General features: G+C 67.5%; 18 protein-coding genes. 14 read left to right on the top strand and 4 right to left on the bottom strand.

The window, feature by feature from the left end; all coding sequences use genetic code 11:
* Positions 1–170: 170 nt before the first annotated feature.
* The 9 genes from F1599_RS05470 to F1599_RS05430 all read left to right on the top strand — a co-directional run bounded on the left by F1599_RS05470 (position 171) and on the right by F1599_RS05430 (position 10946).
* Positions 171–1700 (top strand): type II and III secretion system protein family protein, encoded by a 1530-nt coding sequence (locus F1599_RS05470; RefSeq protein WP_223819485.1) that lies wholly within the window; start codon positions 171–173, stop codon positions 1698–1700.
* Positions 1701–1714: 14 nt separating this feature from the next.
* A complete protein-coding gene (locus F1599_RS05465) occupies positions 1715–2980 on the top strand; it encodes an AAA family ATPase (RefSeq protein ID WP_149319894.1) in 1266 nt (421 codons plus the stop codon).
* 1 nt (position 2981) lies between these two features.
* A complete protein-coding gene (locus tag F1599_RS05460) occupies positions 2982–4307 on the top strand; it encodes a CpaF family protein (protein WP_149319895.1) in 1326 nt (441 codons plus the stop codon).
* Positions 4300–5226: a type II secretion system F family protein gene (locus tag F1599_RS05455; protein ID WP_149319896.1), complete on the top strand. Its 927-nt coding sequence runs from the start codon at positions 4300–4302 to the stop codon at positions 5224–5226. The genes F1599_RS05460 and F1599_RS05455 overlap by 8 nt, the downstream gene beginning before the upstream one ends.
* A gap of 10 nt (positions 5227–5236) precedes the next feature.
* Positions 5237–6400 carry a type II secretion system F family protein gene (locus tag F1599_RS05450; protein ID WP_150082437.1) on the top strand — a complete coding sequence of 388 codons (1164 nt, stop codon included), beginning with the start codon at positions 5237–5239 and terminating at the stop codon, positions 6398–6400.
* A gap of 173 nt (positions 6401–6573) precedes the next feature.
* On the top strand, positions 6574–7383 hold the full coding sequence (locus F1599_RS05445) for a tetratricopeptide repeat protein (protein WP_190286312.1): 810 nt from the start codon (positions 6574–6576) through the stop codon (positions 7381–7383).
* Between the two features lie 76 nt (positions 7384–7459).
* Entirely contained in the window at positions 7460–7816 is a 357-nt protein-coding gene (locus F1599_RS05440; protein WP_223819484.1) for a DUF3613 domain-containing protein, read from the top strand.
* Positions 7817–9526, top strand: a complete 1710-nt coding sequence (locus F1599_RS05435; protein WP_150082436.1) for a TadG family pilus assembly protein — start codon at positions 7817–7819, stop codon at positions 9524–9526.
* 49 nt (positions 9527–9575) lie between these two features.
* Positions 9576–10946: a sigma 54-interacting transcriptional regulator gene (locus F1599_RS05430; RefSeq protein WP_150082435.1), complete on the top strand. Its 1371-nt coding sequence runs from the start codon at positions 9576–9578 to the stop codon at positions 10944–10946.
* A 115-nt stretch (positions 10947–11061) separates the two neighbouring features.
* Here the strand turns inward: F1599_RS05430 and F1599_RS05425 are convergent, their stop codons facing one another.
* Together F1599_RS05425 and F1599_RS05420 are read right to left on the bottom strand one after the other, a co-directional pair.
* Complete coding sequence (locus F1599_RS05425) at positions 11062–11367, bottom strand: helix-turn-helix domain-containing protein (protein WP_150082434.1); 306 nt, start codon at positions 11365–11367, stop codon at positions 11062–11064.
* Between the two features lie 67 nt (positions 11368–11434).
* Positions 11435–11830 carry a hypothetical protein gene (locus F1599_RS05420; RefSeq protein WP_317845730.1) on the bottom strand — a complete coding sequence of 132 codons (396 nt, stop codon included), beginning with the start codon at positions 11828–11830 and terminating at the stop codon, positions 11435–11437.
* 256 nt (positions 11831–12086) lie between these two features.
* Between F1599_RS05420 and F1599_RS05415 the strand changes: the two genes are divergently transcribed.
* Positions 12087–12380 (top strand): helix-turn-helix domain-containing protein, encoded by a 294-nt coding sequence (locus tag F1599_RS05415; protein ID WP_150082433.1) that lies wholly within the window; start codon positions 12087–12089, stop codon positions 12378–12380.
* Positions 12381–12382: 2 nt separating this feature from the next.
* Positions 12383–13732: a type II toxin-antitoxin system HipA family toxin gene (locus F1599_RS05410; RefSeq protein WP_190286310.1), complete on the top strand. Its 1350-nt coding sequence runs from the start codon at positions 12383–12385 to the stop codon at positions 13730–13732.
* Between the two features lie 106 nt (positions 13733–13838).
* Here F1599_RS05410 and F1599_RS05405 read toward each other — a convergent pair whose 3' ends face one another.
* Both F1599_RS05405 and F1599_RS05400 read right to left on the bottom strand, forming a co-directional pair.
* Entirely contained in the window at positions 13839–15953 is a 2115-nt protein-coding gene (locus tag F1599_RS05405) for a TonB-dependent receptor (protein WP_150082431.1), read from the bottom strand.
* Between the two features lie 278 nt (positions 15954–16231).
* Complete coding sequence (locus tag F1599_RS05400; RefSeq protein WP_150082430.1) at positions 16232–17167, bottom strand: LysR family transcriptional regulator; 936 nt, start codon at positions 17165–17167, stop codon at positions 16232–16234.
* A gap of 129 nt (positions 17168–17296) precedes the next feature.
* On the opposite strand from F1599_RS05400, the gene F1599_RS05395 reads away from it, so the two are divergent.
* The 3 genes from F1599_RS05395 (at position 17297) to F1599_RS05385 (ending at position 21288) form a co-directional block, all read left to right on the top strand.
* On the top strand, positions 17297–18817 hold the full coding sequence (locus F1599_RS05395; RefSeq protein WP_150082429.1) for a CoA-acylating methylmalonate-semialdehyde dehydrogenase: 1521 nt from the start codon (positions 17297–17299) through the stop codon (positions 18815–18817).
* A 284-nt stretch (positions 18818–19101) separates the two neighbouring features.
* Positions 19102–20088 (top strand): Bug family tripartite tricarboxylate transporter substrate binding protein, encoded by a 987-nt coding sequence (locus tag F1599_RS05390; protein ID WP_150082428.1) that lies wholly within the window; start codon positions 19102–19104, stop codon positions 20086–20088.
* Positions 20089–20094: 6 nt separating this feature from the next.
* Positions 20095–21288, top strand: coding sequence for a CaiB/BaiF CoA transferase family protein (locus tag F1599_RS05385; RefSeq protein ID WP_150082427.1), 1194 nt, complete (start codon positions 20095–20097; stop codon positions 21286–21288).
* Positions 21289–21594 lie beyond the last annotated feature (306 nt).

The following is a 21594-nucleotide window of genomic DNA, read 5'->3' as shown; positions in this document are numbered from 1 at the left end:
GGCCTGGGTCGCGCTGGCCGGCCTCGCCGGCGGTGCGTCCAAGCCGCGCACGCTCGTCGCGCGCCCCGAGCCGCCGCAGATCGCACAGGCCAGGCCCGCCGCCGCGGCCTCGCCTGCCGGTGTCGAAGTGATCCGCGCCGGCAAGCGCGCCATCGAATAGGGACACGACGATGACCTCCCCGCTGCCGACGGCGCGTCGATTCCACTTCCAGGCCTTTCCCGCTGTGTCCTTCCACATGAAGTCATTCCACCGGCCGCGCCAATCCCGTACGCTGACGGCGCTGCTATTGGCGGCAAGCCTGCTCGGCCCCGCGCCGCTGGGCGCGCAGCCTGCGCCATCCCGCGCGCCGGCAAACGCTCCGGGCAGCGCGCAGGGCAGCGCTCAGGCCGGCGATCAAGTCAGCGATCGCGCCGAGCCCACCGCGCAAGGGCCGTCGCAGCGTGTGACCCTCGCCGTCGGCGCGCAGCGCGAAATCCGTATCGGCCGGCAGCTCGAACGCATCGCCATCGGCAACCCCGACGTCGCCGACGCCCTGCTGCTCAAATCGCGCGGCGCGAGCACCGCCGTACTGCTGGTCGCACGCAAGCCCGGCAATACCGATCTGATGGTGTGGCCGTCCGGCGAGGCGCCGATCCGCTACGCGGTGCAGGTCGATGCGATGGCCTCCGACGGCCAGGGCGCGCAGATCGACGTCGCGGGGCAGGGCGCCATCATCCGCGGCCAGTCCGCCGATGCCGCGGCCGCCGCAGGCGCGCAACAGGCGGCGCGCGCGACGGTGGGCAACGGTCCGGTGATCGACCGCTCGACCGTGCCGGTCAGCGGCACCGTGCAGGTCGACGTGCGCGTGGTCGAGATCAGCAGGAACGTGCTGAAGCAGGCCGGCTTCAATTTCTATCGCAACCGCTCCGGCTTCGCGTTCGGCAGCTTCTCGCCGTCCACACTGACCAGGGCCACATTCACGCCGCGGCCGGGCGGCAGCAACACCGGCGGCGGCCTTGCCACGGAATCGACCGCGCCGATCAGCAGCGCCTTCAACCTGGTCGCGGCCTCGATGAGCCACGGCATCTTCGCCAACCTGAGCCTGCTTGAAGGCAACGGCATGGCGCGCATCCTGGCCGAGCCCAGCCTGGTTGCGCTGTCCGGGCAGAGCGCCAGCTTCCTTGCCGGCGGCGAGATCCCGATCCCGGTGGCGCAGGCACTGGGCACCACGACGATCCACTACAAGCAGTTCGGTATCGGCCTGACCGTCACGCCGACCGTGCTGTCGCCGGACCGCATCGCACTGAAGGTCGCGCCCGAGGCGAGCGATCTCGATCCCTCGCGCGGCATCGTGATGAACGGCGCGACGATCCCGGCGATCGTCACGCGCCGCGCCGACACCACGGTCGAACTGGGCGATGGCGAGAGCTTCGTGATCGGCGGCCTGGTCAGCCGCAATACGGTCAGCAATATCGACAAGGTGCCGGTGCTCGGCGACCTGCCGCTGATCGGCGCCTTCTTCAAGAACCTGAACTTCCACCAGGAAGACCGCGAACTGGTGATCATCGTCACGCCGCACCTGGTGCGACCGCTGGCGAAGGGTTCGAGCGCGGCGGCGCGGGTCGGGGCCGACGGCCGCACCTCCGCCAATCCACCGGTCTGGGGCAAGTTCCTCGGCGGCGAACTGGTCGATCCGGCCTTGCCGGGCTTTTCGAGGTAGAGGAAGGCATGGACATGACGCTGCCCCCCATCGATGCGGCCCCCGTGGCCAGCAATGCGACCTTCCTGTTGAACACCACCGGCGAGGCGCCGCGGCGCTGGCTCGAACGTGCGCTGGCGCCGCTGGGCCAGGTGCATGCGGTCGATGGCGTCGACCCCTCGCGCGACGGCATCGTCGAGCGCATCGGCACCGCCAATCCGGGCATCGTGTTCCTGCATTTCAGCGCGGAGCATGCCCAGGCCTCGACCCGGCTCGGCCAGCAACTGGCCCGGCTGTTCCCGAACCTGCCGCTGGTCGCCCTGGGCGAGGCGCAGGAGCCCGAGCTGATGCTGGCGGCGCTGCGTGCAGGCGTGAAGGACTTCGTCGACATGCGCTCGCCCGCCGCCAATGCGATTGCCACGGTGCAGCGGCTGCTGGCCACGCGCGAGGTCGTGCAGCCGGCGCGCCGCGGCAAGGTGCTGGCGGTGCTCGGCGCGCGGCCCGGCGTGGGCGCGACCACGCTGGCCACCAATCTCGCGGTGGCCGCGCGGCGCCGGCAGAACGGCGAGGTGCTGCTGCTCGACCTCGGCTTGCCGGCGCGGGACGGCGCTCTGTACACCAACGTCGCGCCGGGCTTCCACTTCGTCGAGGCCGTGCGCAATCTGCGCCGGTTCGACCAGGTCTTCGTGCAGACCGCGCTGACCCGGCATGCCGGTGGCGTCGCGGTGCTGCCGCTGCCGCAGACGCTGGCCGAACTGCGCGACATCTCGTTCTCGGAGGCGCTGTCGCTGCTCGGCACCCTGCGCAGCCATTTCGATCTGCAGGTAATCGACCTCGGCGGCTTCAGCAATCTCGACTTCATGGCCCAGCTGATCAAGGTCGCCGACGAGGTGCTGGTGGTGGCCGAGCAGAGCGTCGCGGCGATCGTGTCGGCGGCCGAGCTGCTGGAGGAACTGGGCCGTCGCGAGGCGGGCCGCGAGTCGATGCGGCTGGTGGTGTCCCGCTATCAGGCACGGCTCGGTCTCGACGCGGAGCAGATCGCGCAGCGGCTCGAGCTGCCGCTGGCCGGCACGCTGCCCGATTGCCGCGAGACGATGCTGGCCGCGATGAACAGCGGCGTGGTGCTGGCCGACCGGCAGCCCGCCGCTCCTTACGTCCGCGCGCTGGCGCCGATGCTCGAGCGCCTCGGCTACCGCTGCGAAGCGCGCGCCTCGGGCCCCGGATGGCTGGAGCCGATCGCGCAGGCGGTGCAGCGGCTGCGCCTGGGCCATGCAGCAGGCAAGAACAAGGCAGACCATTGAGATGACGCAACCGATCGAATTCTCCGACAACGCCGCCGCGCCGTTTCCGACCTCGCAGGAATTCCACACGATCAAGGAAGCCGCGCACGAGCACCTGCTGACGCGCATCGAGGAACTGGGCGCGGAGTTCGGCCGCTGGTCGCGCACCGCCATCCAGCGCTTCGTCGATCTCGAACTGGAGAGCTTCACGCGCTTGCGCCGGATTCCGATCAACGAGGCCGAACTGCATCAGATCGCCGAGGCGCTGACCAAGGAACTGGCCGGCTTCGGTCCGATCGAGGACCTGCTGAACGATCCCGCGGTCGAGGACATCCTGGTCAATGGCCATCTCGACGTCTACGTGTCGCGCCACGGCATGCTCGAACGCATCCCGGTGCGCTTTGCGGATGCCGGGCATCTGCTGCGCATCGTGCGCCGGATCCTGGCGCCGATCGGCCGGCGCCTCGACGAATCGAATCCGATGGTCGATGCCCGGCTGCCCGACGGCGGCCGCATCAACGTCGTGATCCCGCCGCTGGCGCTGCAGGGGCCGGTGGTGTCGATCCGCAAGTTCCGCAAGGATCCGCTGACGCCGGAGGCGCTGCTCGGGCTGGGCACCATGAACCAGGAGATCGGCGATCTGCTGGAGGCCGCCGTCAAGGCGCGCTGCAATATCCTGGTCAGCGGCGGCACCAGCTCGGGCAAGACCTCGCTGCTGAACGCGCTGGCGATCTTCGTGCCGGACAGCGAGCGTGTGATCACCATCGAAGACACCGCCGAACTGGCGCTGAACCATCCCCACGTGGTCCGCCTCGAAAGCCGGCCCGGCGGATTCGAGGGCACCGGCGTGGTGTCGATCCGCGACCTGCTGCGCAACAGCCTGCGCATGCGGCCGGACCGGATCATCGTCGGCGAAGTGCGCGGCGGCGAGGTGCTGGAGATGCTGCAGGCGATGAGCACGGGCCACGATGGCTCGATGGGCACCATCCACGCGAGCAGCCCGCGCGAGTGCCTGTACCGGCTCGAGATGCTGGCGGGCTTCGCCGGCTTCCAGGGCAGCGAGGTCAGCCTGCGCCGGCAGATCGCCAATGCGATCGACTTCATCGTGCAGATCGGCCGGTTGTCGAACGGCAAGCGCCGCATCCTGTCGATCACCGAAGTGACCGGCATGGGCGACAACATCGTCACCACGCAGGAACTGTATCGCCACGACCCGTATATCGGACCGGATGGCGTCGAGGTCGACCGCTGGCAGTCGCTCGGCATCCTGCCACATTCGCCCAAGCTGGCGCGCCTGCGTCAGGCCGGTTTCGGCATGGACGATCCGCTGGGCCGCTTCGATGTCTAGCGCCGCCCTGGCCATCGCCGCCATCGCCTTGCTGCTGCTCGGCGCCGGCCTGCTGTTGCTGGCGCAGGCCGGCACGCGTGCGCAGCGCGAGGCGGCGCGGGCCTTCGTGCAGGCGCAGACCGAGCAGGTACGTTCTCGTTATGCGTCCGCGGCCGAGCTGCCTCCCGTCACCGGGCCACGCGACTTCAAGCGCCGCTGGGCCGATCTGCTGCGGCGCGCGGACCTCGAGCCGACGCGCCGCACCTATCTGCTGTGGGGCGGGCCACCGCTGCTGCTGTGCGCCGCGGCCTTGATCGGCGGCGGGTTGGTCGCGGCCGCCGCGATGGCGGTGGTCTGCCTTGCCATCTGTGCCTGCCTGTTGTGGCGCCGCACGATCCGTTTTCATCAGCGCCTGTGCGAGCAGCTGCCGGGGTTTCTCGATGGCGTGGTGCGGCTGATGACGATCGGCAGCGCGGTACCGGCGGCGTTCCAGCATGCGATCGGCAATACCGAACTGCCGCTGCGCCAGTGCCTGGTGCAGGCGGTGCATCTGCAGCGCGCCGGCAAGGAACTGGACCAGGCGGTGATGCAGGTCGCGCGCAGCTATCGCTTCGACGAACTGATCCTGCTGGCCTCGGTGCTGCGGCTCGCCACGCGCTACGGCGGCCGCGCCGACATCGTGATGGAACGCACCGCCGCCTATATGCGCGACCGCGAGCAGGCGCAGCGCGAACTGTCGGCGCTGTCGGCGGAAACGCGGATGTCGGCGTGGATCCTGGGTTTGCTGCCGGTGGTCGTGGCCGGGCTGATGTTCGTGTTCAATGCCGGCTACCTGCTGATGATGTGGAACGATCCGTCGGGCCGCCTGATGCTGATGGCGGCGTTCGGGCTGGAGATCGTCGGCGCGCTGCTGCTGTATCGGCTGGCGCGTTCGGTATAGGGGCGATGCGATGAACCGTGACAGCCTGATCGCTCTCAGCCTGCTGATCGCCGCGCTCGGTGTGGCGGCGCTCGCCCTGCCGCTGTTGCAACAGTGGTGGCTGCGCTGGCGCTCGGCGCGCACGCTGGACGCCGCGCTGGCGCGGCAGGGGGCGGCGGCGGGGCAGGGCGCGAAGACGGCCGTGGGTGAGCCCGGGGCGGCGTCGTCGGGCGGAGCGGTGCCTGCTGCCGGGCGTCAAGGTGCGATGCCGGCGGCGAACGCGTCCGCCGCAGCAACCGGCGCGGTCAATGCGTCGGGAGCGTCGACAGCGCCGGCCGCGGGCGCGGGCCGTGCGGGTGGTGTGGGTGCGGGTGGTGTGGGTGTGGGCGGCGTGGGCGGCGCCGGCGGAGCACGGGCGCGCCTGGGCGCCCAGCTCGGCGGCCGCTTCGACGAACGCTGGCTCGCCAGTCCAATCGGCAAGGCCATCGTCGGCCCTGAAGAACTCCGCTTGCTGGAACAGTGCGGCTGGTATGGCCCCAAGGCCCGCGCCATCTTCGGCGGCCTGCGACTCTGTGTGCCGCTGCTGATCGCCGCGGTGCTGATGCTGTGGCGGCTGCCGGAATCGCTGCAGGGCGCGGTGTTTACCGCCTTCGGCGGCTTCGCGGTGTCCTTTCTCGCGTTCAAGTCGGTGCTGCGTCGGCGTGCCGCCGGCCGGATGCGCCAGCTCGACGACGAACTGCCGGTGCTGGTCGACATGCTGCGGCTGCTGCAAGGGGTCGGCATGTCGATCGACCAGAGCCTGCAGCTGATCGTCACCGAGTTCGGCAGCATGCTGCCCGTGCTGGGGCCCGAACTGAAGCGCGCCAACGACCAGTTCGCCTCGGGCCGCTCGCGCGAGCAGACGCTGCAACGCATCGGCAAGCTGTTCGAGAGCGAGGACCTGCGCAATCTGATCATGCTGCTGAACCAGGTGGATCGCTTCGGCGGCGCGGTGCAGGAGCCGCTGAAGCTGTTCGGCCTGCGGCTGCAGGAGGCGCGCAAGATGCGCCTGAAGGAAAAGGTCGGCCGCCTGACGGTGAAGATGACCGGCGTGATGGTGGTCAGCCTGCTGCCGGTGCTGCTGATCGTGACCGCGGGACCGGGGTTCCTTGGCGTGATCCGGATGCTGGCGAAGTTTGCTGGAGATATGCAATGACGGTGTTTGCTAGCGCGCTACGTGCGGTGGCATGTTTTCTTCCTTCTACCGCGAGCGGGAGGCATGTGGCGGCGTGTTTTCTCTCCTCTCCCGCGCGCGAGAGAGGGGCCGGGGGAGAGGGCAGTCTTCTGCCCGTGGCAACGCGTTGGCGTCGGACATTGACCGCGGTTACCGTGGCTACCGCAAGTTGGCTCGCCGCCGGCTGCGCCACCACCAGCGACCCAGCCTCGCTGATGAGCAAGCAGGCCGACGCACAGATCGCGCTGTCCAAGCTGCAGGACAAGCAGGCGCAGGAGCAGTACGACGATCGGGCCGTGTACCGCGGACTGATCGAGCGGATGCAGCAGCAGGGGCTGTACTACGCCTCGCTCGCGCATCTCGACGCCTATCAGCAACGCTTCGGCGACAACGCCGACGTGGCGATGCTGCGCGCCGATGCGCTGCGCGAAACCGAACAGGACGAGGCCGCCGCGGTCGCCTACCGGAATCTGCTGGGCACCGGTTACGCCGCGCGGGCCTATCACGGCCTCGGCCTGCTGGCCGGCCGCAGCGGCGATTTCGGCGAAGCGGTGACGCAGCTCGAAGCGTCGTTGTCGCGCGATCCGACCAATGCCCTGGTGGCGAGCGACCTGGGCTATGCGCTGATGCGCGCCGGACAGTTGCAGCAGGCCCGCGTGCCGGTGATGCAGGCCCTGCAGCTCGATGGGGCGAATCCCCGCATCGTCAGCAATGCCGCCGTGTGGATGCTGGCAAACCGCCAGCGCGACCAGGCGACCGCACTGATGGAGCGCGCGTCGATGTCGGCGGCGACCCGCAAGGCGATCGCGCAGGAGGCGGACCGCATCGCGCGCGAGGCAGCGCGGCAGGAGCGCGCGGCTTCACGGGTTGGCGGTGCACGGCCGCCCAAGCCGCAGCGCATCGCGCTGACAACGGCCGCGCAGCCGGGCGAGGGCGCGACACAGAACCCGGCCAGCGCACCGTGATCATCGCGAGACGATCCGCGATCGACGGCAAGCTGGCAGGGACGGGACAGCAAGCGGACAGCAAGAGGAGAAGTGCATGAACATCATGAGACCGTCGCGCATCGCGAGTACGGCCGCAATCGCCTTGTGTGCCGCGAGCTGGCTGCCCGTTGCCGGAGCGCAAACCATGGCGCCGGCCAGCCCGGACACAGGCGCAGCCGCGCAAATCCAGAAACCATCGAACACCGCCATCGGCACCGACACACGCAGCCTGCTGGCAATCCAGCGCGAAGGCAGCCAGGCCGGCGCCATGCTCCCCATGCCGGGCGAACAGGCCGCGCTGGCGCATGCGCGCTATCTGAAGAGCTTCCAGCACCCGATTCCCGAGCGTTTCGTCGGCCAGCCGAGCGGCGGCAGCGGCGTCAGCCTGCTCGGATTGACGCCCTCGCGGTAAATGATGATGGGTCGGCGTAGCAGGACACGCAGCACACGCGCGCAATCGCGCGGTGCGGTCAGCATTCTGATGGTGGTGCTGCTCGCCACCATCGGCATGGCCGCGCTGGTGTCCATCGACGTCGGCCATGTTTTCTACCGGCAGCGGCAGCTGCAGTCGGTTGCCGACATGGCGGCGCTGGCCGCCGCCCAGCAACTGCGGCGCGCCGACACCAACGCGGCGATGACCGAACGGGCGCTGGCGGCGGCACAGGCGTCCGCGGGCCAGAACGGCTTTACCGGCGCGGCGCGCCAAGACTGCGGCGCCAGCCCCGTGGGCGAAGACGGCATGGCCGTCTGCGCGGGCGTGTGGGATCCCAACGATGCGGCTGCCCCTGCCGATGGCCGTCATTTCCGCGGCAGCTTCGATCCGGCGCGATTGTCACCGAACGCGGTGCGGGTCGTCGTGTCGGAGACGGTGCAGATCCTGTTCGGGCTTCCCGGCGGCGACGGACGGCGGCTGCGCGCCGAGGCGATCGGCAACGCCAGCCCGCCTGTCGCATCGTTCTCGGTCGGCAGCGGGTTGCTCAATTTCGAATCGTCGCGCAGCGCGCTGGCGCTGCTCCTCGGCAATACCATCAGTCTGTCGGCTGCGGACTGGCAGGGGCTGGTCGATACACGCGTGACGCTGGACCAGTTGCGGCTTGAGGCCGGCCTCGGCACGGTCGACGAATTGTTGAACGCCGACTTGTCGCTATCGCGCTTCTATGCGCTGGTGCTCCGTGCCGCGAACAAGGAGTCGCTGCTCAATGCGATGCTGGGTGGAATGCCCGGGATCATCGATGCGCGAGCCCTGGCGGCGGGGCTAAGTGTCGGACGAGTGCTCGACCTCGGCGTGCTGGCGCCGGCGATGTCGTCGGCGGCGGATGTGGGGCTCAATGTGGCGGAGTTGTTGATGCTGGCGGCGCAGGTTGCGAACAAAGGGGCAGCGGTCGATCTGGCTGGCGCGGTCCCACTATTGCCAGGCACGCAATTGGCGTTGCAGATCGTCGAGCCGCCTCGCATGGCGGTGGGGCCGGTGCGGGCATCCAGCACCGATCCAATGGGTTGGGAGACCACCGCACGAACGTCGCAGGTCGATCTCGGTGTGAGGTTGAACCTTGGTGGAGAGATTCTTGGTGGCTCCTTGATATCGGTGAATCTGCCACTGCGCGTGCAACTTGGTACTGCTCACTCCGCGCTGACGGGCATGCGCTGTGCCTCTGCGCGATCAGACCGCCGAGCGACCCTCAACACGGTAACCACAGCGGCGACGGTTTGTCTTGCCCGCGACGATTTGAGCCAGTGTGCTACCTCGGATGTCGTTGTCACCAACCTTGCGGGTATCAAGATCACGGCCAGTCCCAAACAGCAAACCATCCCGGGCAACGGTATGACGTCGACGCTTGCGCCTGGCGAGCAGACCTCGACCGCCTCCCAAGGCCAATTGGCGGCATTGGTCGAAAGTCTGGCGCGCAATCTCGACGTGAAGCTCATCGTCGCTCCAGTTGGCATCCCGATCGTCAACCTGGATCTGAAACTCGGCGGCATTGTCAGCGCCCTGAGCTCCGTGATATTCGGCCTGCTTGGCCCCACCCTCGACGGCCTCCTCGCCGCCCTCGGCATCCAATTAAGCAACGCCGATCTCTGGGTTCACGACGTCGATTGCGACAACACCAGACTCGTCTATTGAACCGCGACATGAATACGACCAGCCGCCGCGCGGCAATTGCAGCATCGCCATGAAAACAGACCGCTGGGCCTACGAAAATCTCGAAGTCTACGTATGGGAAGGCAAGTACGAATTTGCCGACCGCGTAGCCCGCTTTCTCGCGCCGCTTGGCGCCGAAGTGATCCGCGCTGGTGGGCTCGAAGGCTTGCCGACCGAGCCGCGCCTGAAACTGTCGGTGGCGATCATCAGCGTGTCGGTGATCGGCGCCGCCAAGTTCACCGCCCTGGATTGGGAGGCGGTGCACGGCATGCCCGTGATCTGGGTCGCTGCCCCCACGCGAGAGAACGATCCGGGCCGCTTTCCGCCGGAATACGCACACATCCTGTCGGACGATTTCACCGGCGCCGACCTGCGTGCCCAACTCGGCAAGCTGCTGCCGCAACTGCTCGCGGCCAGCGAGGTGCAGCCGGAGATCGCCGAGCTGGTGGCCGGCTCGCCGGCGATGCAGCAGCTGATGTCGCATGTCGACACCTACGCCGACTTCGACAGCAACGTGATGCTGTATGGCGAGACCGGTGCGGGCAAGGAACGCATCGCCCGGCTCTTCCATGAGCGGCATAGCCTCTATGGCAAGGGGCCGTTCGTCGCCGTCAACTGCGGTGCGATTCCCGACGGGCTATTTGAATCGCAGTTCTTCGGCCACGCCAAGGGCGCGTTCACCGGCGCGATGTATGCGCACCGCGGCTACTTCGAGCAGGCCAACGGCGGCACGCTGTTCCTCGACGAAATCGCCGATCTGCCGCTGTTCCAGCAGGTCAAGCTGTTGCGCGTGCTGGAGGAGAACGTCGTCACGCGGCTTGGCTCGACGCTGCCGGTCAAGCTCAATTTCCGCCTGGTCGCCGCGACCAACAAGGACCTGCGCGAGGCGGTCGGGCAAGGCAAGTTCCGCGCGGATCTGTATTTCCGGCTGGCCGTCATCGAACTGCGGATTCCGAGCCTGGAGGAGCGGGGCGCCGCCGACAAGGTCGGACTGCTCCAGGCCTTCCTGCGGCAGATTCTCGGACGGTCCGGCTACGAGGCACTGCCGCCGATGCCGGACTGGCTCAAGGGCGCCGTTGGTACCGCTTACTTCGCCGGCAACGTACGGGAGTTGCGCAATCTGGCGGAGCGCGTCGCGATCGTGGTGCAGCACGACGGCCTGTGGGACCAGGATCGCATTCGGCCGCTGTTCCGCGCGCTGCGGCCCGGGGCGTTCGAGGGCAATGACCGCGGCGTCGACTGGCGCACCGAGGTCGAAGAACGTCGCCGCATCATCGCCGCGCTCGATGCCAACGGCTGGCGCCGCCAGGACACGGCCGCCAGCCTCGGCATCAGCCGCAAGGTGCTGTGGGAGAAGATGCGCAAGTTCCAGATTGCCGACAACGAGGCGGAACCGGCCTGAGCGCGGGCCGGTCCGCGCGGCCATGCGGCCATGCGGCCATGCGGCCATTCGGCCATGCGGCCATGCGGCCACGCGGCCACGCCTTGGCGCGATATCGGGACAGGGCTGCCGATCCTTACCGACTCCGCTTCGCCGCCTCGTGCTCCAGCAATTGCCGCAACTCCGCCCGGATCGTCCGCAGCAGCACGATCCGTTCTTCCGGCGTCGGCTCGCGCAAGAAGGCGTACGCGTGCAGCGTCAGCGGATGCAGGCCGAGGACACTGGCGATCTGCGCCACCTTGTCCAGCGTCGGGCTCTTCTGCCCACGCTCCAGGCTGCTGACATAGGTGCGGCTCGATACGGTGCCGAACGCCTGCTGCGACATGCCTCTGGCAGTGCGCGCGGCCCGCAGCGCCCCGCCGAAATGCAGCCGGAAGTTCATCTTTTTCAGGTTCAGGAGGACGTCGGGATCTGGGCCTTGCTGCATCTTCGGTAACTCGTCATCACATTCATCGCGCGCCCGCCGTCGGCTCGCGCACGGACAGCCCGCCGCCGAAGGCAAAACCCTGGCCGAAAGGCAGGGCGGGTTGCGCGGGCGCGTGCCGCGGGCGGGAGGCCGTATCCGCAGCCCGGTGGCCATCTGCCGATGAGCCGGACAGGATCTGCCGGATGCGCGCCAGATAGCGTTCGCCGACGGCCCGGTTGGCCCGCGTCGTTTCCATGCGGAAGGCACTGCGCGCCGGCGGACGAATGTCCAGCGCACGGCAGACTTCGGACACATAGGGCTTGGACTCGCCGTTCAGGCGCCTGGCAGCGAGCCGCACCGCGTCGTCACCGACCTGTTGGCGCAGCCACCGAAGGACGAGACGGTCGTATTCGTTCTGAATCCGGATCAGGTCTTCCATGGGCACTCCCGCAACTGTATGTTTGTACAGGTACTGTAAGGATATACAGTATCTGCGCGGATGCAAGGAAAAATTGTTGACGAGGCACACGATCTGTGTGGCTCGGCCTGAGGCGTTGCCCACGCGACATTTTACGCACCAAAGGCTGTATCTTTGTTTTACTGCTTGAAGCGAGTATTCTTTGGATACAAAGGAAAGCCAGTAAATCCGAAATACAATCGATCCGTTGTAAAGCAGGAAAACAGCCGAGGCCCGTATGCGCAACTTCACCGTCCGAACGTCCGACCAGTTACCGCAGTTGCTTCAAGCGTTCCGCAAGGAAGCAGGTCTGACGCAAGCCGAGGCCGCAATGCGCATGGGCGTCAGCCAGCAGACCTTGTCAGCGCTGGAACGCAACGCCGCGCGCATCAGCGTCGAACGGCTCATGCGCCTGCTCGGCATCCTTGGCATCGAGTTCGTGCTGCGCAAGGAGGCTCCGTCACCCGGCAATAGCGACAGCCATAGCGACAGCAATAGCGGCGAGGCGTCGTCGACCACGCAGGCCTGGTGACAATGGGGCGACGGTCGCACACTCGCGCGCTCGGCCTGTGGATGAACGGCGCCTTCGTCGGCACGTGGCGGTTCCATCCTCATGCGGGGGACACGCTGGAATACGCCCCCGAGTGGGTGGCCTCCGCGCAAGGACGGCCGTTGTCCCTGTCCTTGCCATTCACCCCCGGCAACTTGCCACATCGCGGCGAGAAGGTGCGGGCCTATTTCGAGAACCTGCTGCCGGATACCCGGGAAATCCGCGAGCGCATTGCGCGGCGGTATCGCACCGGCTCGATTGACGCCTTCGATCTGCTCGCCGAGATCGGCCGCGACTGCGTGGGCGCGCTGCAACTGCTGCCGGACGGTGCGTCGCCATCCGCGGGGCAGGCGGTACAAGCCGAGCCGCTGACCGAGGCGCAGGTCGCACAGGTGCTGCGCGGCACGCTGGCGCCGGCGCCGCTGAGCATCGTTCACGACGAGGACGAGTTCCGCATCTCGATTGCCGGCGCGCAGGAGAAGACCGCGCTGCTGTATCACAACGGCGCGTGGTGCCTGCCGCATGGCCAGACGCCAACCACGCACATCCTGAAGCTGCCGCTTGGCCTGGTGGGCGGGCTGAAACTGGACCTGAGCGAATCGGTGGAGAACGAGTGGCTGTGCTCGCTCGTCCTGAAGGAATTCGGCTTGCCGGTGGCCAGTTGCGAGCTGGTGCGGTTCGAGGACATGAAGGCGCTCAGCGTGCAGCGATTCGACCGCGTCTGGTGGCAGGGCCCGGCGGGCGACAGCCGCCTCGTCCGGCTGCCGCAAGAGGACATGTGCCAGGCGAAGGGTGTGCCGCCGACGGCGAAGTACGAAGCCGATGGCGGCCCGGGCATCGACACCATCATGGACACGCTGGCGGGGTCGATGACGCGCGAGCAGGACCGCAGGACCTTCTTCCAGGCACAGGTCATTTTCTGGATGCTGCGCGCACCCGATGGGCACGCAAAGAACTTCAGCCTGTTCCTGCGTCCCGAAGGGCGGTATCAGCTGACTCCGCTCTACGACGTGCTGTCGGCCCATCCCATCATCGGCGAAGCCCCGGGCCGGCTCTCTCCATTCAAGATCAGGATGGCCATGGCGGTGCGGTCGCAGAACGCACACTACAAGATGCGCGAAATCGAGCGCCGGCATTGGGTGGCCCTCGGCGAGCGGCATGGCGTACTGACGCCCGACGGACGGCCGGCACGGTATGTGGTGGAAGACCTCGCAGAACGCGCCCCGGCGGTGGCTCAGGCGGTGCGGGCGCAGTTGCCGGCGGACTTCCCCGAACGGCTCGCCGAGTGCGTCCTCGATGGGATGTTGGCGGAGGCCGAAAGTCTTGCCGGGTAGCGCCCCGGGGGTAATTGCCTGGGGTAATGCCCCGGGTAACGCCGGGCGGGCGGAGCCCTTCAGCGCGCCATCGTCATGAGGTCTTCATGAGCGGCGCGCCGCCGCCTCAGAAGTCCACCGTCATGGCGACCTTGAAGGTGCGCGGGGCGCCCATGATCAGGTAACCACCATATGCGGACGCCCAATACGCCTTGCCCGCGACGTTCTCGATGCCGGCGCGCAGCGTGTAGCGCTGCTGCGCCGCCTTGAAGGTATAGCGGGCGCCCAGGTCGAAGCGTCGCCACGACGGCAGGCTGACCCGGTTCGCCACGTCCAGATACTGGCGTCCCGTCTGCAGATAGCGGCCCGATACGGTGAAGCCCGGCACGCCGGGGATGTCCCACTCCGCGCCGACATTGAGCGTGTAGTTCGGTACGCCGACCGCCTTGTTGCCATCGTTCGCCGGCGTGCCGGTACGGTTCAACCTGGCGTCGATATAGGCCACGCCGGCCAGCAGGCGGATGCCGGGCAGCGGTTCACCGAAGCCGCTCAGTTCGATGCCCCGATTGCGCTGCTCGCCGGCCAGCGAATACACATCGCCCTGCAGGATGCCGGACGGCTGCTCGATCTGATAGACGGCCAGCGTGCTGCCGAACTTGCCGGCGTCCCACTTGACGCCGGCCTCGACCTGCCTGGACTTGATCGGCGGGAACACTTCGCCGCGGTTGGCCGCCGTATTCGGCGCGGTCGGTCCTTGCGCCAGGCCCTGAATGTAGTTGGCATACAGCGAGATCTGGCGCGTCGGCTTGACCACCAGCCCGAAGGCCGGCGACGTGGCCGACTCGTCGTAATTCGACTGTTGCACGCCCGTATAGCTGTAGCCGCGCACGCTCAGGTTCTGCTGCCGCACGCCGGCGGTCAGCAGCACGCGGTCGTCGAGGAAGGACAGCGTGTCCGAGATGGCGAACCCGCTGAGGTTGGTCCTGCCGGTGACGCCGGGATTGGCCATGTCGCCGCCGGTCAGCGTGGTGCCGGGCCGCGGCGTCTGCACCGGGTCGTACAGGCCGGTAGCGAAACGGCCCGACATCTCGTAGGCCGTGCGCTTGACCGATTGCATGCCCGACCACGCCAGATTGATCCGATGCTTGACCGGCCCGGTATGGAAGGCGCCGCGCACGCCGACTTCCTCGGACGTGGTGTTGGACTTGTACGGCACCGTCAGCCGCGCCGCGGTCCCGACGCCGCTCCCGTTCACCGTCAGCGAGGAATAGTTGCCGAACTCGTTCGTGTGGTGCGCGCCGACCGCGAGATAGGTGGTCCAGTCGGGCGCGACGTCGTATTCGGCGCGCAGCGTGCCGTAGGTGTCCTCCAGCATCGAATCGGTCCAGGCCTGCGCGAAGTTGGCGCGCGCCGACGGCACGGCGGGCAGCGTGGTGCCCGTCAGCGACACCATCGGCCGGCCCTGTCGAATGGTCTGCTTCTGGTAACCGAAGTCGGCCGACACGCGCAGCTTGTCGCCCTGGTAATCGAGGCCCGCGCTGAACAGGCGCTGCTGGCGGCGCTCGTCGTCGATGGCAGCCTCGCCGCCGCGCGCCAGCGCATTGATGCGCACGCCCCAACGCTGGTCCTCGCCGAAGCGGCGGCCGATGTCGACATGGCCACCGGCTCGGCCCTGGCTGGTGTAGTCGATGGTGGCCTGGGTCAGCGGCTGGTAGGGCGCAAACTTGGGAACCAGGTTGATGCTGCCGCCGATGCCCGTGCCGGTCGGCGTGACGCCGTTCAGAAAGGCGCTGGCGCCGCGGAAGACCTCGACCCGATCGAGCCCCTCAACGGCCACGAGCTGGCGCGGGGCAATGCCATAGAGGCCGTTGTAGCCGATGTCGTCGCCATTCAGCTGGAAGCCACGGATCACGAACGTCTCGGAGAAATTGCCGAAACCCAGGCTGCTGCGCACGCCGGGATCGTTCGCGAGGACATCGGCGACGCTGCGCGCCTGCTGGTTCTGGATGGTCTCGGCGGTGTATGCCGTGATGCTGAACGGCACGTCCATCATGTCCTGATTGCCAAGAATGCCAAGCCGGCCGCCGCGCGCCACCTGGCCGCCGGCATAGGCGGGCGGCGGCTGGTCCGGCGTCGTCTCGGCGCGGACGGTGACCTCGGGCAGGGTTTCCGCCGACTCCGCGGCGGTGGAGGACTGGGCTTGCGCCAGGGCCGTCAGCGGCAGGGCCCCGGCGACCGCCATGGCAAGGACATGCGGTCGAAACCGGTGCGCGCGGGACGGGCGGGCCCACTCGGGGCGGCTGGCATGGAGTCGGGCAGACGGGGCGCGAACGGGGAAGCGGAGCGGAGACACGGGAGGCAATGTCGTATTGAAAGGACATAATGATAATCGTTTTCATTATCATTTGTGCCGACAAGGCCGCGTCGAACATGGGCGTGGACAGGTGCTGCATTCCCGTTGCGCATCCGGTTGCGCACCCGGTTGCGCATAGGGCCGCGCATCGGGAGACCGGCTTCGCCTCACTGCGTCCCGAATCCCTCCTTCAACGCCTCGCGCAGATAGTCCACCAGCAGCCGCACCGGCCGCGGCAGCAGCGGGCTGTAGGGCCGGATCGCGTAGATCGTGTCGCCGAACGCCCCCGAAGGCCGCCAGCCCGGCAGCACTTGAACGAGCTTGCCCGCATGCAGATCAGCCTGCGCGGTGAAGTCGGGCACCAGCGCGATGCCCAGGCCGCCCAGCGCGGCATCGCGCAGCGCCTCGCTGTTGTCCGCCGCGAAATTGCCGCGGATGCCGACGCTCTGCCGGGCCGCACCGCCCCGGACCGGCTCGAAGCTCCAGGTCGGCTGCTCCCCCCGGCGGAAGTAATGCAGGCAGTTGTGCGCGGTCAGGTCGGACGGCGAAACGGGTGTGCCGTGGCGCCGCAGATAGGCGCGCGTCGCCACCAGGACCGTGCCGGTGCGGCACAGCGTCCAGGCGATGTGGGTATCCGGTGCGCGCGAGGCGTGGCGCACTGCCAGGTCGAATCCCTCGCGCGCCAGCGAGGCGAAGCTGTCCGACAGTTCCAGCTCCACGCGGATCTGTGGATACATCGCCAGAAACGGCGGCAGCCGCGGCACGATCTGCTGCCGGCCCAGCGCCACCGGTGCCGTCATCCGCACCAGCCCGCGCGGCTCGCCGCCCATGTCTTTTACGTCGCCGAAGCTGCGCTCGATCGACTCGAACGGTATCCGGGTCGCGTCCACCAGCCGCTGCCCCGCCTCGGTCAGCCGCACGCTGCGCGTGGTGCGCTGCACCAGCGGGATGCCGGCCGCCCGTTCCAGCTCGGCGATGCGCTGGCTCATCGCGCCCTTGCTGATGCCGAGTTGCGTTGCGGCGGCGGTATAGCTGCCCACGTCGCCCAGCACCACCAGCGAGTGCAGATGCACCCACAGCGATTCGATCTTTTGCTTGTCCATCGACGGATTGTTTAATTCATTGAACAGTGAGTCAAGCGCGGCGCTATTGAATGAGGCCGGGAGCGACGCCTACACTGGCCCCATTCCACCGATTCCAGAACTGATTCCAGAACTCCAAAGGAGCCCGAGATGACCCAAGCGCATGCCTATACCGACCGTGCCGACGTCGGCCACTACATCGGCGGCCAGCGTACGAGCGGCAGCAGCCAGCGCCGGCAGGACGTGTTCAATCCGGCCACCGGCGAAGCCGCGCGCAAGGTTCTGCTCGGTGAAGTCGCCGATGTCGACGCCGCCGTCGCCGCGGCCGCCGCTGCATTCCCCGCCTGGGCCGACACGCCGCCGATCCGCCGCGCCCGCGTGATGCAGCGCTTCCTGCAATTGATGAACCAGCATCGCGACACGCTCGCGGCGATCATCACCGCCGAGCACGGCAAGGTCTTCTCCGACGCGCAGGGCGAAGTCATGCGCGGCATCGACGTGATCGAGTTCGCCTGCGGCATTCCCCAACTGCTCAAGGGCGATTACACCGATCAGGTCAGCACCGGCATCGACAACTGGACCATGCGCCAGCCCCTGGGCGTGGTGACCGGCATCACGCCGTTCAACTTCCCGTGCATGGTGCCGTGCTGGATGTTCCCGGTGGCGATCGCGGCGGGCAATACGTTTGTGCTCAAGCCAAGCGAGCGCGATCCGAGCGCGAGCCTGTTCATGGCCGATCTGCTGGCCGAGGCGGGTTTGCCGGCCGGCGTGTTCAACGTCGTGCAGGGCGACAAGGTGGTGGTCGACGCGCTGATCGCGCATCCTGAAGTGAAGGCCGTCAGCTTTGTCGGCTCGACGCCGATCGCACAGGCGATCAGCGAGCGTGCCGCGCAATTCGGCAAGCGCGTGCAGGCACTGGGCGGCGCCAAGAACCATCTGGTGGTGATGCCCGATGCCGATCCCGAGATGGCCATCGACGCGCTGATCGGCGCGGCCTACGGTTCGGCCGGCGAGCGCTGCATGGCGGTGTCGGTCGCGGTGCTGGTCGGCGATACCGCCGATCGCCTGATTCCGAAGCTGGCCGAACGCGCCCGTGCGCTGAAGATCGACAACGGCATGAACCCCGAAGCGGAAATGGGCCCCGTGGTCACGCGGCAGGCGCTGGAACGCATCGAGGGCTATATCGGCCTGGGCGTGGAAGAGGGCGCGACGCTGGTGCTCGATGGCCGCGGCCATCGCGTGGCCGGCCATGAAGGCGGCTTCTTCACCGGCGCCACGCTGTTCGACAACGTCACGCCGCAGATGCGCATCTACCGCGAGGAAATCTTCGGCCCGGTGCTGGCCTGTGTCCGCGTCAAGGACTTCGCCGAGGCGGTCGAGCTGATCAACGCGCACGAGTTCGGCAACGGCGTGGCCTGCTACACCAGCGACGGCGGCATCGCCCGCGAATTCGCGCGGCGGATCCAGGTCGGCATGGTCGGCATCAACGTGCCCATCCCCGTGCCGATGGCCTGGCATGGCTTCGGCGGCTGGAAGCGCAGCCTGTTCGGCGACACGCATGCCTACGGCGAAGAGGGCGTGCGCTTCTACACCAAGCAGAAGTCCGTGATGCAGCGCTGGCCGCAGAGCATCGGCAAGGGTGCCGAATTCGCGATGCCGACGGCGAAGTAAGGCGCGCCACAAACGGCGACATCCGGCGGCGCCGGCGGGGGAATACCCGCCGGCGCCGTTTTTTTTGCCGCGATTCCGAACGCTTCCACACGCGGATGCCGGTGCGGTGCGGTGGCAGAGGTCTCCCAACATTCTTGGCCGTTCAAGATAGCGAAACAACCGTGGCATGGATGACGCCTCGCGCGTTAGTTTGCATGCGCAAGTTCCCGGCGCGGGATCGACGTCCACGCCGATAGCGCCACGGAGCAACACCGCAAATATCGGCGGTTAAAGGGAGACAAACCATGAATACACGCAGGCAATGGCTGGCCGCCGTGCTGGCACTGACTGCGTCATCGATGGCTTCATCGATGGCATTTGCGCAGGATAACGAGGGCTGGCCGAACCGCCCGGTCAAGCTGGTCGTCGCCAGTGCGGCTGGGGGCGGTACGGATGCGCTCGCGCGCATTCTTGCCGAGCAACTCGGCTCGGTGTTCGGCAAGCCGTTCGTGGTCGAGAACAAGCCCGGTGCGAACGGCCTGATCGCCAGCGAAACCGTGTCCGCCGCCGCCCCGGACGGCTACACGCTGCTGCTGACCTATGCCGGCGCGATGGTCGTCAACCCTGCGCTCTACACGCGGGCGCCGGATCCGCTCAAGCGTTTCGAACCGATTGCGCAGATCGGCAGCTTCGGCAATCTGATGGTGGCTTCGCCCAAGGTGCCGATCCACAACCTGAAGGAGCTCGTCGCCTACGCCAGGCAGCGCCCGGGCCAACTCAGCTACGGATCGTGGGGCATGGGATCGGGTGGGCACCTGACCATGGAGAGCTTTCTGAAGAAGGCGAATCTCGAGATGGTCCATGCGCCGTACAAAGGTACCGCAGCCGTGGCGACGGACGTCCAGAGCGGCCTGTTGCCCGTCGGCTGGGTCGACGTCAGCTCCCAGATCGGCCTCGTCAAGGCCGGCCGGCTGGTGCCGATCGCGGTCAGCGGCTCCAGTCGGTTGCCGCAGTTCCCGAATGTGCCGACCATGGGAGAGCAAGGCTATCCGTTCCCGACCACCAGCTGGTATGGCATGTTCGCGCCGGCGGGCACCTCCGCGGCGCTGGTGGATCGGTTGAACAAGGAGGTGGTGCGCGCCATCGCGACGCCGGCGTTCCGCGACCGCCTGACCGCGCTGAACCTCCCCGTCGCTCCCGCCCTGACACCGGCGCAGTTCCGCAAAGTGGTCGCCGACGATACGGTGGCATGGCAACGCATTGCACAGGACGCCGGCGTCAAGCCGGAGTAAGAAGGTATGCAATCCAAGGATTCATTCGATAGCAGCGGCCTGGATGGGACCGTGTTGGACGGACTGCGCGTCGTCGATTTCGGCCAGTTCATCGCCGCGCCGTCAGCGGGTCAAATCCTGGCCGATCTGGGCGCCGACGTAATCAAGGTCGAGCCTCCGGGCGGCGATGCCAGCCGTCGCTCTGGATGGCAGGCCGATGCCTGTGGGCCCATGTTTTCCGCTTATAACCGCGGCAAGCGTTCGATCGTGCTCGATCTGCGCCGCGAAGAGGATCGAGATGTGGCGATGGATCTGGTGCGCCGCGCCGATGTGGTGCTGCAGAATGCGCGTCCGGGCGTAATGGAGAAATACGGGCTTGGCGCCGAACAGCTTCGGGGCGAGCTTCCGCGGCTCGTCTACGGCTCCGTCAACGGCTTCGGCGACAGTGGGGCGGCGGCGGCGCGGCCGGGCCTCGATATCGCCGCGCAGGCCGAAAGCGGCATGATGAGCATGAACGGCGATGCCCATGCCGATCCAACACGCGTCGGCTTCACGGTCGTCGATGTGCTGGCCGGCCGTACGCTGGCGACAGGCGTGCTCGCTGCGCTGGTGCGCCGTGGCATCACCGGACAAGGTGCCCATGTCAAGGTGTCCCTGATCGACGTGGCAGCGGATGCGCTGAGCCAGCAGTGGGCCGAGTACCAGATCCTCGACACGGTGCCGTCACGCTGCGGCAACGGCCAGCCGACGATGGCGCCGGCGGCGGATGTGCTAACGACTGCCGACGGCAGAATCGTGATTTCGGCCTATCTGCAGGAACACTTTGCCCGCTTGTGCGAATGCCTGGGACTGCCCGAACTCGCACAAGACCCACGCTTTCACGACAACGCCTCGCGCGTGGCGAATCGACCCGCCTTGCTCCGGGTGCTTGCCGGCGCGTTGTCGGCACTGACCACCGAAGACGCTTGCCGAAGGCTCAATGCCGCTGGCGTGGTGTGCGGCGCGGTGCGGGATCTGCAAGATGCCATCCAAACCGCGCAGGCCACGACACCGGAACGCGTGATCAACGTGCCGTCGCCCGGCAACCGGTCGCTGCGCATGCCGGCTTTGCCCATGACGATCGACGATGCAAGCTCGCGCGATGCCGCGCTTCCCGATCTCGGCCAGCATACGGCGGAGATCCTGGCCGAATTGGACCGGCAGCGGGAAACGATGGCATAAGCCGATGGCATAAGCCGCTTCAAACGAGCGCCTCGCGATGGACCATGAAGGTCCCGAGCCAGCGAATTCCGATTGGTAGCGGACCCGGGCGCCGGCATCCATAACAACGTCTTTGACAGGGTTAATGACCGCCGGCGCCGATGCTGGCAAAATTCGCACGGTAGCCCGTTGGGGCAAGCCTTGAACCTGCCGAATCGCTGATTGCATCGAGCAGGTTTTTTACTTCCTAATTTAGTACCGATCGATATATAAATAATGAAAAGCGTGTCCATCGCACCTTCCTCGACTCCTTCCTCGACTCGCGCG

It is taken from the genome of Cupriavidus cauae, from assembly GCF_008632125.1.
GTDB lineage: Bacteria > Pseudomonadota > Gammaproteobacteria > Burkholderiales > Burkholderiaceae > Cupriavidus > Cupriavidus cauae.
This window is presented reverse-complemented; position numbering and strand designations above follow the sequence as displayed.

Excerpts from the sequence above, each read along its gene's own strand:
- F1599_RS05435 (WP_150082436.1), top strand. The coding sequence starts at position 7,817 with ATGATGATGGGTCGGCGTAGCAGGACACGCAGCACACGCGCGCAATCG.
- F1599_RS05400 (WP_150082430.1), bottom strand. The coding sequence starts at position 17,167 with ATGGACAAGCAAAAGATCGAATCGCTGTGGGTGCATCTGCACTCGCTG.
- F1599_RS05390 (WP_150082428.1), top strand. The coding sequence starts at position 19,102 with ATGAATACACGCAGGCAATGGCTGGCCGCCGTGCTGGCACTGACTGCG.
- F1599_RS05405 (WP_150082431.1), bottom strand. The coding sequence starts at position 15,953 with ATGGCGGTCGCCGGGGCCCTGCCGCTGACGGCCCTGGCGCAAGCCCAG.
- F1599_RS05430 (WP_150082435.1), top strand. The coding sequence starts at position 9,576 with ATGAAAACAGACCGCTGGGCCTACGAAAATCTCGAAGTCTACGTATGG.
- F1599_RS05425 (WP_150082434.1), bottom strand. The coding sequence starts at position 11,367 with ATGAACTTCCGGCTGCATTTCGGCGGGGCGCTGCGGGCCGCGCGCACT.
- F1599_RS05395 (WP_150082429.1), top strand. The coding sequence starts at position 17,297 with ATGACCCAAGCGCATGCCTATACCGACCGTGCCGACGTCGGCCACTAC.
- F1599_RS05460 (WP_149319895.1), top strand. The coding sequence starts at position 2,982 with ATGACGCAACCGATCGAATTCTCCGACAACGCCGCCGCGCCGTTTCCG.
- F1599_RS05465 (WP_149319894.1), top strand. The coding sequence starts at position 1,715 with ATGACGCTGCCCCCCATCGATGCGGCCCCCGTGGCCAGCAATGCGACC.
- F1599_RS05420 (WP_317845730.1), bottom strand. The coding sequence starts at position 11,830 with ATGGAAGACCTGATCCGGATTCAGAACGAATACGACCGTCTCGTCCTT.
- F1599_RS05455 (WP_149319896.1), top strand. The coding sequence starts at position 4,300 with ATGTCTAGCGCCGCCCTGGCCATCGCCGCCATCGCCTTGCTGCTGCTC.
- F1599_RS05410 (WP_190286310.1), top strand. The coding sequence starts at position 12,383 with ATGGGGCGACGGTCGCACACTCGCGCGCTCGGCCTGTGGATGAACGGC.
- F1599_RS05470 (WP_223819485.1), top strand. The coding sequence starts at position 171 with ATGACCTCCCCGCTGCCGACGGCGCGTCGATTCCACTTCCAGGCCTTT.
- F1599_RS05440 (WP_223819484.1), top strand. The coding sequence starts at position 7,460 with ATGAACATCATGAGACCGTCGCGCATCGCGAGTACGGCCGCAATCGCC.
- F1599_RS05450 (WP_150082437.1), top strand. The coding sequence starts at position 5,237 with ATGAACCGTGACAGCCTGATCGCTCTCAGCCTGCTGATCGCCGCGCTC.
- F1599_RS05385 (WP_150082427.1), top strand. The coding sequence starts at position 20,095 with ATGCAATCCAAGGATTCATTCGATAGCAGCGGCCTGGATGGGACCGTG.
- F1599_RS05415 (WP_150082433.1), top strand. The coding sequence starts at position 12,087 with ATGCGCAACTTCACCGTCCGAACGTCCGACCAGTTACCGCAGTTGCTT.